At 42.6% G+C, this 12,714-nt stretch carries 9 protein-coding genes; 5 read left to right on the top strand and 4 right to left on the bottom strand.

Features of this window, described 5'->3' with window-relative positions:
- Nucleotides 1–63: 63 nt before the first annotated feature.
- Genes QMA13_RS23945 through QMA13_RS23935 form a run of 3 tightly spaced genes read right to left on the bottom strand, consistent with a single transcriptional unit; the run spans nucleotide 64 to nucleotide 3,797 of the window.
- On the bottom strand, nucleotides 64–1,380 hold the full coding sequence (locus QMA13_RS23945) for a glycoside hydrolase family 28 protein (RefSeq protein WP_282936248.1): 1,317 nt from the start codon (nucleotides 1,378–1,380) through the stop codon (nucleotides 64–66).
- A gap of 43 nt (nucleotides 1,381–1,423) precedes the next feature.
- A complete protein-coding gene (locus tag QMA13_RS23940; protein ID WP_282936247.1) occupies nucleotides 1,424–2,731 on the bottom strand; it encodes an ABC transporter substrate-binding protein in 1,308 nt (435 codons plus the stop codon).
- Nucleotides 2,732–2,741: 10 nt separating this feature from the next.
- Nucleotides 2,742–3,797, bottom strand: a complete 1,056-nt coding sequence (locus QMA13_RS23935) for a Gfo/Idh/MocA family protein (protein ID WP_282936246.1) — start codon at nucleotides 3,795–3,797, stop codon at nucleotides 2,742–2,744.
- Between the two features lie 160 nt (nucleotides 3,798–3,957).
- Between QMA13_RS23935 and QMA13_RS23930 the strand changes: the two genes are divergently transcribed.
- The gene (locus QMA13_RS23930; RefSeq protein WP_282936245.1) at nucleotides 3,958–4,827 is read left to right on the top strand and encodes an AraC family transcriptional regulator; all 870 of its coding nucleotides are present in this window, start codon (nucleotides 3,958–3,960) and stop codon (nucleotides 4,825–4,827) included.
- A gap of 191 nt (nucleotides 4,828–5,018) precedes the next feature.
- On the top strand, nucleotides 5,019–5,573 hold the full coding sequence (locus QMA13_RS23925; protein WP_282936244.1) for a dihydrofolate reductase family protein: 555 nt from the start codon (nucleotides 5,019–5,021) through the stop codon (nucleotides 5,571–5,573).
- Nucleotides 5,574–5,750: 177 nt separating this feature from the next.
- Here the strand turns inward: QMA13_RS23925 and QMA13_RS23920 are convergent, their stop codons facing one another.
- Nucleotides 5,751–6,824 carry a bifunctional 3-deoxy-7-phosphoheptulonate synthase/chorismate mutase gene (locus QMA13_RS23920; RefSeq protein ID WP_282936243.1) on the bottom strand — a complete coding sequence of 358 codons (1,074 nt, stop codon included), beginning with the start codon at nucleotides 6,822–6,824 and terminating at the stop codon, nucleotides 5,751–5,753.
- Between the two features lie 1,182 nt (nucleotides 6,825–8,006).
- On the opposite strand from QMA13_RS23920, the gene QMA13_RS23915 reads away from it, so the two are divergent.
- The 3 genes from QMA13_RS23915 (at nucleotide 8,007) to QMA13_RS23905 (ending at nucleotide 12,591) form a co-directional block, all read left to right on the top strand.
- A complete protein-coding gene (locus tag QMA13_RS23915) occupies nucleotides 8,007–8,126 on the top strand; it encodes a sporulation protein YjcZ (protein ID WP_282936242.1) in 120 nt (39 codons plus the stop codon).
- 957 nt (nucleotides 8,127–9,083) lie between these two features.
- Nucleotides 9,084–10,829 (top strand): ABC transporter ATP-binding protein, encoded by a 1,746-nt coding sequence (locus QMA13_RS23910; protein WP_282936241.1) that lies wholly within the window; start codon nucleotides 9,084–9,086, stop codon nucleotides 10,827–10,829.
- Complete coding sequence (locus QMA13_RS23905) at nucleotides 10,813–12,591, top strand: ABC transporter ATP-binding protein (protein ID WP_282936240.1); 1,779 nt, start codon at nucleotides 10,813–10,815, stop codon at nucleotides 12,589–12,591. The genes QMA13_RS23910 and QMA13_RS23905 overlap by 17 nt, the downstream gene beginning before the upstream one ends.
- Nucleotides 12,592–12,714 lie beyond the last annotated feature (123 nt).

Raw genomic sequence — 12,714 nt, 5'->3', positions numbered from 1 at the left:
TGTTGGAAACGAATACGGCCTTTTCATTGCCAAGGTCTGAATGAGAGGACTGCGATATGAAGCCTATTCCTGCATAATACAGTCTATCAGCTTCACCGGTTCGAGTCCGGACGCGATTTTCGGATGCCGGACATTTTCCAGGGTGAGATGATCAACCGATTGCAAATAAAACTGCCCGCGGTCGCACAAAATTTCGCCGCTTCGGTTAAACACCTTCCAATTGCTGACGAGAAGTCCATCTACATGTACGGCGATCAATTGATACGGATTTACAGCATAATTGGCCCGGTTCGGGTCCATTTCGATCCGGCGTGCCCCGTCTGGCTTCTTGATATTGTCTGTCTTACACTTACCGGTAATGTTCCAAGTCATGTTGCGAAGCGATATATCAGATACCGGCACATCCTTGGTACCTTCGATATACAGCCTACCTTTTCCGGTTACGATAATATTATCGAATGTGATACTTCGGATCTTTCCGATCGTGGGCTCTTTGTAGTAACGTGGTGTCACGTCGATGACGATCGGGAATTCATTATAGGCTTCGACAACCATGTTGCTGAAAATAATATTTTCATAGGTGCTACCGTCCTTCATATAGAGAGCTAGCGCTACATTGGTATGGTCGATAATGCAGTTGTTGAACGTTATATTGCGAATCGCTCCAATGGCCTCGGTACCGAGCTTTAAAGCTGCGTGTCTTGAGCTTAGGATACAGTTCGTAATCGTCGTATTCTCGCATGCATCCCCTTCGGTGCTCTTGATTACGATGCAGTCATCCCCGGTCTTAATATGACAGTCGCTGATAATGACATTGCGGCAGCCGTCCGGGTCAATCCCGTCCGTATTGATCCGGTCCTGATGTGCCAAGATGGTCACGCCGTGAATGAGTACGTCGTTGCATCGCAGTAAATGAAGCGTCCAAAAGCAGGAATACTGCAGCGTAACGTCCAAAAATTTGACTTTTTCGCAATTGCGGTAAAAGACCAGCGCCGGCCGGAACTGAACGTGAACCGCATCCTTCGGGGCTAGCGGCGAGTTACCCCCTCCGTCAATGATGCCTTGACCCGTAATCGTCACGTTCGAAACATTGTCAGCCCAAAGGAGCGCCTGAATTTGCCCGGGCAGGTTGCCGTAGGGCGTTTTGCAAATTTCAGGATAGAGGGCTCCGTCATCCGCTCCGAGAATGACCGCCCCTTGCTCCAGATGCAAATTTACATTGGACCTTAGGTGAAGCGTGCCGCATAAGTAAGTGCCTGCAGGAACATAGACCGTTCCGCCGCCTGCTTCTGCGCACGCGTCCATCGCTTTTTGTATATTTTCGTGCGAGAGCTCGGTGCCGTTCCCTTTGGCTCCGAACTGTACAACATCGAATATCATCGTTTGCTGCTCCCTTCGACACACCGGTTCACCGCGCTTTATTTTATGGATGCGATTCGATCCACTTGTCGGCCTCTTCCTGAAGCTCTCTTAATATCGTATTGATATCCTTGCGGTCTACCGCCAGCTTTTGTTTGGCCCCTCTTATGATGATTCGGACCTGATTCTCATATTTGGAATGGGCGGGAAGCTGAGTCGGGGTCAGTTTGAATAAGGCCGCTATGTTTTTGCCGATAAAGGATGCGTTGGACTGCAAGTAATTTTTCTTGAACGATTCATCCTTAAGCGGGCTAATTCTTCCTGCTTTGGCCATCTTCATCTGAACTTCGTCGGAAAGTACTTCTTGCATGACAGCGAACGCTTCATCCTTATGTTTGCTCACTTTGGCCATCATAAGCATGTGGGTATCCACGTTCCTTCCTTTTCCTTCATAGCCCTTCACATACGGAATGGAAACGAGCTCCCAGTTTTTCAGCTTGGAGATGGTCGGATCCGTTAGTTTGCCTACCAAATCCGTAGCCCACATCGGAGCCATCGCCAAATTATCTTTAAAGAAATCGTAGTCGAACTTACCGTTGTTCACGTATCCGGGCATATCCGTCACTTGCTTGAACAGATTCAGCACATGGCCCCAGCCTTCAATATTGATGGTTGCCTTATTCGTCTTCGGATCGACAATCGGGAGCGTCATTTGGCTTCCGACGGCTTCGACCCTCCACGGGTCGATCCCGATATAGCTTGTTCCGTTGTCAACGACCGTCATTTTTTTGGCGAGCGCGATCGCGTCATCCCAGGACATCATATCTTTCGGGTAGGGGACGCCGAATTTATCAAAAATGTCTTTATTGTAAATCATCGCCGCCATATTCATCGTTAAGGGCAATCCGACCAAAATTTTGGAGTCATATCCTTTCATCATTTCCAAACCCGTATCCTGGAACCTGCTCAAATCAAATCCGTTCTTTTTGATCAGTGGATTCAAATCCTCAATAATGTCCAGGTCCTGATAGATTGGAATGCTGGGATTGCTGGTATAAATAAGATCGGGAAAATTGCCGCTGGTCAACAGCTCTTCGGGGCTGTTTCCTTTCACGCTGTCCCGAACCAATTCGAGGGTAATGTTCGGATATTTTTTGGCTACCGGCTCAACGAAATAATTTTTAAATTCTTCGTCGGAGATTGTCCCCCCCTTATGGTACATCTTAATCGTTACCGGGTCTTTCGTGACGGACGTCGGTATGTCCTTCGATTTGGGAGACTCCTGAAGCGGAGAGCTCGTCTCTTTTCCCGAACAGCCGGAGAGGATCAATAGCAAGCTTAGGAAGGGCAGCAGTGCTTTTCTTTTGTTCATAGACATCCTCCTACGATTGGTTTTGGTTTTGGAGCATAGGGTCATTGATAGCGGTAAGGCTTCTTTCAGGCATGCTGCGCCTTCCGATCAAATCTTCCGTTGCCGTCCGTGCAATCCGGGTTGCGATCAGTCCGTCCGTACCGGTAGGGACATCTTTCGGCGAACCGCTTTCTAGAGCTTTGGCAAAAGCTTCGTACATGCCGGGAAAATTTTTTTCCTTGGCAAAAGGAAACAGGGTCGTGCCTGTAGAATTTCTCATTTCAAATATTTTTGCTTCCCGATTGTAATACACGATGCCTTCCGTACCGATCAGATGATAGGTAAAATGGGATACCGGCTCTTTAGCTGTAAAGCAATAGGAGTAGCTGATTTCCACCATGGTATGGGCTCTGTTTGCATGCTTCATATGGAGATACATATGATCCGGGGCTTCATATTCATCGACCCAAGCACCTTCCGAACGATAGCTTGTCACTTCGGAATCGAGCCACCATCTGGCCAGGTCGATCTGATGTACGCCGCAATCCACCATCGGCCCCCCTTCGAGCATACGGATGGAGCGTCTCATATTCGGCTGATCCTCTGAGTTGATATACTTGCCGTGAAGGTTCCATATGTAGCTCAATCTCAAGGAGCGAACTTTGCCGATCAGGCCGTCTTTTACAATTCTTTTGATCGTTTGGGCAGCCGAGCTGAAACGGTAGTCGAACGCGGTAAATAACAGCAGACCGTTTTGTTCCATGACAGCGATCATTTCCGCAGCTTCGCGCTCATTCGTAGCCAGCGGCTTTTCGCACAAAACGTGTTTGCCGTAACGAGCTGCACACATTACATTATCGTAATGGCACGGAGCAGGAGATGTTATCACTACAACTTCAAAATCAGCCCGGAAAAAAGCTTCCGCATTCGTATACACCTGCACGTTGTATGTCAACTGCAATGATTCCGTTCGGGAAGGGTCGGGTTCATAAATCGCTGTCAGTTCAAATTCTTTCGAAGCCGTAATGACAGGAATATGTCCGTAGGAGGCTACGACTCCGCATCCCATTAAACCTATTTTAATCACAACTCTTCCTCCTTTAAGCAGGTCATGCTACTGAAAGGCTCAAAATGACAGCGCTTTCGTTCTTCTTTATTGTAAGCCCGGTACCAGCGGAAGCTCCAGATACAGAACTGTCTAATAATGATACAAAACTGTCTTTTTAGGAAATGGAGGGAGTCTAACTGTGGAGGGAAGAGCCAGGAATGAACAAGTAAATTACCACCATCCGCTGCTGCGCTACAAAATATGGGACCTGGAGTTTCCGACTATGCCATTAACTCCATGGAACACTTGGCATTATCATAAAGAGGTGGAAATTTTACTCTTATTGGAGGGCTCGATGCTGGTCGAAACCGTCGATCAAGTGTATGAGCTAAAAGGTCCGGATTTGCTGCTGCTCGGATCGTCCCGGCTGCATCGCACCAAACGTAATTCTCATGTCAAACAAATTGTTCTTCAATTCGACATGCTGGCGCAGATGGATTCGTACACCAAGGAATTTGCGCCTGTCTTATTGGAGATATCGGAGCCGCTCGATCGTTTAAACAAGATTTTGAGCGGCAATACGGCGGTGAAAGAGACGATGTTTCAGCTGCTGCTCAGCATTTATAAGGAAGCCAGCGAAATGGGAGCGGGGTATGAGTTGGTCATCAGCGGAGCGTTTAAGCAGTTACTTGCTCTGATTGTACGCCACATGGTCTCCTCCGCGCCTATGTCACCACCGGATTGGCAGCGACTGAAACCGGTTCTGGAGTATGTGGAAGCCCATTACCCTGAGCCGATTCGCATTCAGGATGTGCTCCCGCTTGTCCATTTGGAGTACCATTATTTTATTAAATATTTCCAGCAGCATATCGGCATGACCTTCGTCGATTATTTGCACGTGAGGCGGATTAAAGCATCCGAGCGTTTGCTTCTGACCAGGTCGCTTAGCCTTGCGGATATCGGAGTTCAATCCGGTTTTCCGAACGTCACCCAATTCATCCGCATTTTCAAACGGTACAACGGATGCACCCCGTCTGAGTTTCGCAAAAAGCGGCTGCCGGTACATTAGCCAGAATAGCATTGGATAAATTCCTTCAACTAACGGAGTACGATAGTATGGAGCTGCTGTGGGGCAGCCCCTAGTTTTTTCAACTAACTGGCAGCATAGTTGAAAAGATACCTTTCCGATATTAATATGACACAAGGTGACATACTTAAGGTCTATAATGGGTGGTAGATCAACGAAAGGAGTAACAAATCATGAAACGAAGAATAATTTTAGATTTAGCAGTTACTTTAGATGGTTTTATAGAAGGGAAAAATGGGGAAGTTGATTGGTGCATTATGGACGCTGAGACGGGGTTTGTTAATTTCTTAAATCAAATTGATACTATTTTATACGGAAGAAAAAGCTATGATTTATGGGGACAATTTACTCCAGAAATTGAAGATACTGAAACTGAAAAAGAAATGTGGAGATTAGTTCATAGTAAAGAAAAATATGTGTTTTCCAGAACGCACAAAGGGACTGATAATAAAGCATTGGTTATAAATGATAATATTCTTGAAGAAGTAATTAAATTAAAGAATAAGCCTGGTAAAGACATCTGGCTATATGGCGGAGCGAGTCTTATTACAACTTTTATCAATTTAGGGCTTGTTGATGAATTTCGATTATCTGTTCACCCTGTTATTTTGGGAGAAGGAAAACCGTTGTTTATTGATATTAAACAGAGGTTGAATTTAAAAATGGTTAATACAAAAACGTTCTCCTCTGGTGTTGTGCAACTAATCTATCATTTGAACGGAAAATAATACTGCACATGTCAATGATTAAAATACAATAAATATTATCATGTAAATACTGGATAGTAATTGTCACTTCTTCAACTAATGGGTACGAGTTCAATAATCCCCAATACAAGGCTGCCGGCACGAACGGCAGCCTTTTCTCACCTAACGGGAATATAGGAAAAGGGGCAGGAAGGTAATTTACGAAAGCAATCCAGATTCTCTAACACTGGCATAGAAACGATTGAATTCATCAATGTTAAGTTGTTGTGTAGCATCGGATAAAGCTGTTGCAGGATCTGGGTGGACTTCTACCATAACACCATCAGCACCAGCCGCGAGAGCTGCTTTTGCACAAGGAGCAAGTATATCTTTTCGACCAGTTGAATGGGTTACATCCACGAGGACAGGTAAATGACTTTCTTGCTTCAGTATTGGCACTGCGGAGATGTCCAGTGTGTTACGGGTCGCCTTCTCATAAGTTCGGATTCCACGCTCAATCAGCATAACTTGGGTGTTGCCTCGGGATATGATATACTCTGCTGCATGTAAAAACTCATCTATTGTCGCTGCCAGCCCTCGCTTTAGGAGTATTGGTGTGCGGGTTTCACCTGCAGCTTTAAGCAATTCGAAATTCTGCATGTTGCGAGCCCCGATTTGAATAACATCAATATATTCAGAAGCAAGTTCGATATGTCTCGGGTCTACAATTTCGCTAATCGTCTTCAGGCCAAATTCGCTTGCGACCTCCTTCAAAATATTCAGGCCTTCGAACCCGAGACCCTGGAAATCATATGGCGATGTCCTGGGTTTGAACGCTCCTCCGCGCATCACTGTAATGCCCGCCTCCTTTAAAGCTTTTGCCACAAGTCGAACTTGTTCATAGCTTTCGACCGAGCAAGGACCTGCGATTATTAATGGATTTGATCCCCCGACGGCTACATCGCCTATATGAACGATAGTGTCTTCCTGCTGCTTCTTGCGGCTGACTAGTAAATGTTTCTTATGCTCGGATTCTTGAAGATTTAAAGAGGCTTGAAAAATTTGCTTGAATAACTGTTGGATCGTTTTGTCATCAAACGGACCCTTGTTCGCGGCAACCAATTCGTCCAACATTTCCTTCTCACGAAGAGGATCGAACTTAGGCGTTCCTTGTTTTTCCTTTACTTCACCGATTTCTTTGACGATGTATGCCCGATCGCATAGAAGCTCAAGAAGATTTTGATTGATGATGTTCAGTTTGTCTCTTAAGTGTTTCAAGCTGGATGTTTTCATTTAAATCTCCCCTTATGATCGTAATAGAACAATAAAAAGACTCCTGTCTGAAAGGGACGAGGAGCCGTGGTACCACCCTTATTAGAAATGACGCTTATCCAGAGACATACCCCATTTCTCACTTTAACCTCTTTAACGCAGAGAACTACGGGTATACCTAGCGATCTCAGTAATTGAGATTCGTTCAGTAAACCAACTCAGGAGTGAACTTCGGCGGATAGATTCATTCGGGTGCTCTCAGTCAGTCGGCACACCGTCCCTGTCAAGAACCTTAAACCGCGTACTCTCTCCATCATCGCTTTTGTCTTTGATTGATCTGTAAGCACATCATTTAACGCGCATTTATTTTATCTCAGTACAACATTTATACGTAAAAACGTTGAACTAACGGAGAACGTAGGGCAGGTGTTGTAGCAGCTCCTCTTCATCATTAAGCTAAATGTGCAGATAACATGGTAAACGGGATCGGATAGCTCAAGTAAAGATATTATGGCAGCAGGTCAAAGCGGGCGATCGACTGCCTTTCTCATGCAAACGGAAGATATCGTTACTTATAACCGTTTTATAGGAACACATATTTCGCAAAAGTCATTGTTAACCATATTACCAGTGTATTTTTCTAAAATAGATTTGTTGACAATATGAAACCCCATTTTGTGCAAATAATGGAATAATTTCAGCCCATTCTGTTTTCTTCTTTTGTGATCACAATATATGCATCAAATCTACAGTTCTCAGGAAGTGATTAAAAACTCTGAAGGCTACGGATATACTAGATATGGATTATGATGCTCATGGGCGCATAATCATTACAGCCAAAGACCAGCAACAATACTTTTTACTTGCTAATAAGGACCTCGTACATGAATCATAACTCAATAAGTCTATATTAAACGAAAAAAGCCCTCAATCCCGAAGAATCAGTTGTTAGTCCACTTCAAAATTCATGAGAGTCATTGAACGAGGAGGTTCATCGACAAAATTATATGATTTGCTTTTTATTTGATGTCAATCATAAAAAAATGATAATTAGGTAGGAGTCTATTAGAGCATACTTACTTCAATCCCATTTATACCCTATGTATATTCGTCCAATCACATCAACCTTGAACGACATATCTTGGTCTTGGGATAACACACTCCTTAATTTCAAAATTTCATTATTGAAAGGAGGACATAACAATGGGATTTGGATTAGGCGGTTTAGGCGGTGGATTTAGTTGTGGCGGTGCCTTTACTAGTGTTGGCGTCATCTTGGTACTTTTCATTCTTTTAGTCATTATAGGTCGTAGTTTTATTTAATAATTTTCCCAACAACCAAGCTCCGACTAAACGGAGTTTTGGTTGTTTCTCTTTACTCTTCTTCTTGACCAGACGCTTTGCGCAGCTCGTTAGCCAACCAGTGGAGGGACAAGCGGTTGAATTAGCAATACTTCAACAACTATCTCCCCATTACTGTAGCTGCGGAGGTAGCATGAAATGCTGTCTCCATTCAGTAAAATATTATTTGGATACTTTTGGGAGTGAATAAATATTTAGAATTATATGGCAAAGTGCAAGCGGAAAAAACCTAGCTAGAATCGAAAGCGAAAACAATGAATTGTATCTGGTACAAGAAGAGAAAAGCCCTAATTATGAATTTTGGGCTGATTTATCAGATTGCAGCTATCGATGACGTAATTGAATTAGCCCATAAATGTAAAGAACTCGATGGAAGCAGGTTAATATTTACTCCGTTTTAGCTGTTTGCAACGCTAACGGGTACAATAGTTGAATAAAGACACCGCGGCAGTCGACCATCATGATCGGCTGTTTTTCATTAAATTAACGGGCAGTTTAGCTAAATGTACTAACAGAGGAAAGATGAGGAAATCTAAGGTTTGTAGAGATAAACAGAGTTGTTATTTTCTGAAAATCCTGAATTTAGGCGTTGTAATGTGAATGTGTAAATCTATGCAAAATAGCGAACATGCGTTTTTGAGGTTTGTAAAATAAGATATTATATTTTACGATAGGTAGCATTCGAAACCAAGAATTAAGAAGGATGTTTAAATGAGCAATATATTATTAAATTCAAGAAAAAACACTCTTGATAATAAAAGGGTTTTAGAACAAAAAAAATTGGGCTAATACTGCTGATAAATGGTTCAGTGTAACTACACTCCCAGAACTCGAAAAATTACTTTATTTGGGCCATTAGCCAATGATCAAGAGGCGTGAGCGTTATCCATATCTGCTATAGATAAGAGAGGTGCATTTATGACGACAAGGCAATGGGTCACAAAATTTGTGTTGATGCACAAATGGGTATTTTTATGTGGGTTCATCATCACTACATTAGCGACGTTGACTAATTTGATTTTTCCGTTCCTCAACGGGAAAATTGTTAATATCGCTTTTTATGATAAAGACATGACTGCCTTTTTGAATTTGTGCTTTATCTATGCTGGCATACTATTTTTCAATCAGTTTATCGTTATGACGTTAAACAATCTCATTCAGTCACAGTTGATGACGGGTTTTGTCTTTGATATACGGCGGGCTCTATTCAAGAAGATATTACATAAAAAAGGGAAAGACCTCTCCGGGATGTACAGCGGAGATATGATCAGCCGAATGAACAATGACACCACGGATATTGGAAATCTCGTATTTCAGAGCAGTCTTTGGGGATACTCTAACTTTTTACATATACTATTCGCTGTCTGCTTCATGTTTTACTACAATCTACTTTTAGGAGTTTTCACAGTCGTTCTGGTTCCCGTCGTGTTTTTTACCTCGAAACATTTCAAGAAAAAATCGCAAAATGTCAGGAAGGATATTTCAAAGGAACAGGGCAAACTATCCTCTTACTTGTTTGAAATCGTGAAAAATTTGCAGGAGATAAAAATCCTTAACGCACGTAAACAAGTAACGAGGTTTTATTTAAGAAAAACGACAGCCATCAATAAAATGAACGTGGTAAGCGGAAGAATCGAAGTGACGGCAGAAAGGGTTAATTCGTTCATTATGCTTATCGCGCAACTGGTGATATTTGTGACCTGTGCTTATTTCATTGTTAAAGGCCAGATGAAGCTCGGCGTTTTTGTAGCCGCCGTAAGCTATTTCAATATGGCTGTAAACTACTTCAGCACCATAAACGGCAAAATTATGGATGCCGGGAAGCAACTTGTCTCCTTACAACGTGTCGTGGATATTCTGAATGAAGACGAAGAAGATTACAAAGAAAGCCATCCTCCGAAGCAAATTAAGGATGGCACGATTGAATTTAACAATGTCACTTTTGGGTACACCGAAGATAAGCATGTTCTGAACGGATTCAATCTCCGTGTTGATGCAGGAAGCACAATTGGCATTGTCGGAAGGAGCGGCGCTGGTAAAACATCGATGGCGAACCTGCTCTACAATTTATATAACGTTAACGGCGGCGAGCTTCTAATCGATGGAATGAATGTCAATGAATATAACCTGCATAGCTTGCGGAGCCAGGTGGGTATTGTCCATCAGGAGACAATCCTTTATGATCATACCCTGCGTTACAATCTTTCATTTACGAATAACAAGGATCATGATGATGCGTTGCTGGAAGCGCTTAAGCAAGCCGCTCTTTATGATGTTTACCTGACACTTCCAAACGGACTGGACACCCTGCTTGGAACTGACGGGCAAGAATTATCCGGCGGGCAGAAGCAGCGTCTGGCTATCGCCAGGATATTAGTCAAGAATCCCAAGATTTTGATCCTCGATGAAGCCACATCGTTCCTTGACAGCCAGAACGAAGCGCTTATTAGGAGCATAATGAGGGATATGTCGGAAGATCGGACGCTTATTATAATCGCCCACCGTTTTTCCACCATCAAATACTGTGATAAAATCGCGGTTTTAGCGGACGGCGTTGTTGCAGGCTTTGATACTCACGACGTGCTGATTAATAGTAATGAAACGTATATAGACTTATTCCGCGAACAGTATATTGGAGATGAAGCTTATGAATCGGTTGGATAGCTTTAAGGCATTAACTCGGGATATAGATGGCATTAACAAGCCATTGATTGCGCTTGGCTTTTTCAAGGTGTGGAACTTAATATTCGGGCTTATTCCTTTGTTCTTGTACTCGTTTTTGGTGAATCGCGTTTTAGTGGAAAAAAATATGAACGAGCTTTCACCTGTCATCATCGGTTATCTGGCTGTTTTCCTGTTCGCGACAATCGGGATCACAGTCAGTAAGAGGTTTTCAAACCGGTTAATACTGAAATATGACCTGAGAATAAAGAATAAATTGTTGAAGAAGTATACCAGCCTTGATCATGATGTATATAGCAAATATAGCATTGGCGACGTTAAGAGTCGGATTGAAAGCGATTCTACTGTTGCCGGGAATTTTTTTACGACCCATATACTAGATTTTACTTACGGCGTCGGTTACGCTTTTGCGCTGGCGGTTATTTTGCTGTGTTACGACTGGCGGATCGCGCTTTTCAGTTTTATTTTTGTTCCGATATCTTTTTTAACGGTTAATTTTTTGGGAGGAAAAACGAAGAAAACCGGAGAGGAAATAAGGAAACTGCAAACAAGATATGAAACCTTTTTACACTCGACTTTTCAAAACTGGAAGGATATCAAGATCAACAACCTTGAAGACGGGCAACTTGATGAATTAAACGGACACTACAAGAAGATAAGGCATATTTGGTTTCTAAACAAGTTCTATTTGCATCTAGGGATTACCTATTCGTTCTTCACGAAAAACTTCATTACCCAGTTATTTATCTATTTTATTGGCGGATTATTTGTAATTATGGGTTACTCGCAAGTCGGTGGGTTGCTCGTTTTTATCAGCTTTTACGGGCAGTTTTTCGGGAATATAGAAAACATAAGTAATTCCATAATAAATTTTAAGAATGATTCGGTGAATATCGAAAAAGTTGTCGAGATACTGAATTTAGAAATAGGTAAGAGACCCTATAAGAAAATTGACGGAACAGATATTCATGTTGAAAATCTGAAATTTACATATGAGGGAAACGATTCATTTGCTCTTGGCGGTATTTCGTTCTCCGTGAGTAAGGGTGAACATCTGGCAATCGTCGGAAAAAGCGGCAGCGGTAAGTCTACCATCGCTAAACTGTTGACAGGGAAGATTAAACCGCAAGGTGGTATTGTACGCATTGGCGGCATTGATATATACACTGTGAACAGCGAGAGTCTGTCAGAAAAAGTTAGTATAGTTGTGCAGGAACCGGTTCTTTTCAATATGACGATCAGAGAAAACCTATTACTGGCAAAGGCCGACGCAACCGATGCGGAATTGATAGAGTGCTGCCGCAGAGCGAGTATTTATGACTTTATTGAAACCTTGCAGAATAAATTAGATACGATAATCGGAGAAAAAGGTGTAAAACTTTCAGGGGGCCAGAGACAGCGCCTATCTATTGCTCGTGCTTTTTTACAGGACAGGGACATCCTAATTTTTGATGAAAGTACAAGCGCTCTTGACAACGGAAATGAGAATGACATCATTACAGAACTCAAGAACCTTTCATCGGGGAAAACCATGATTTCCATTGCTCACCGTTTATCTACTATTTTGGACTGCGACAAGGTGATGGTTTTAAAAGAAGGCGTGATGGTAGCTTTTGATACCCATAAAAACCTACGTAACAGAAACGAAACCTATGATTTGCTTTTCCAAAATCAGTATGTAGCAGGTGGAAATGTTGTTGTAAAAAATACGGAGGACATAAAACCATTAGTCGTAGGCAGTTGATAAAGCATGTACAATACTTTGCCAATGAGATGTGAAGTGAACCGTATCTTAGGTAGAAGTAAAGCCGTTGCGCTCACGGGCAGGATAATTTAATAATTGGCACAATGAAATTTATTGAAATTG

Source organism: Paenibacillus sp. RC67 (genome assembly GCF_030020805.1).
In the GTDB taxonomy this organism is placed as follows: Bacteria; Bacillota; Bacilli; order Paenibacillales; family NBRC-103111; genus Paenibacillus_S.
The sequence above is the reverse complement of the archived record's forward strand: the minus strand, read 5'-3'. Positions and strand labels throughout refer to the sequence as shown.

Excerpts from the sequence above, each read along its gene's own strand:
- QMA13_RS23925 (WP_282936244.1), top strand. The coding sequence starts at position 5,019 with ATGAAACGAAGAATAATTTTAGATTTAGCAGTTACTTTAGATGGTTTT.
- QMA13_RS23945 (WP_282936248.1), bottom strand. The coding sequence starts at position 1,380 with ATGATATTCGATGTTGTACAGTTCGGAGCCAAAGGGAACGGCACCGAG.
- QMA13_RS23940 (WP_282936247.1), bottom strand. The coding sequence starts at position 2,731 with ATGAACAAAAGAAAAGCACTGCTGCCCTTCCTAAGCTTGCTATTGATC.
- QMA13_RS23915 (WP_282936242.1), top strand. The coding sequence starts at position 8,007 with ATGGGATTTGGATTAGGCGGTTTAGGCGGTGGATTTAGTTGTGGCGGT.
- QMA13_RS23905 (WP_282936240.1), top strand. The coding sequence starts at position 10,813 with ATGAATCGGTTGGATAGCTTTAAGGCATTAACTCGGGATATAGATGGC.
- QMA13_RS23920 (WP_282936243.1), bottom strand. The coding sequence starts at position 6,824 with ATGAAAACATCCAGCTTGAAACACTTAAGAGACAAACTGAACATCATC.
- QMA13_RS23910 (WP_282936241.1), top strand. The coding sequence starts at position 9,084 with ATGACGACAAGGCAATGGGTCACAAAATTTGTGTTGATGCACAAATGG.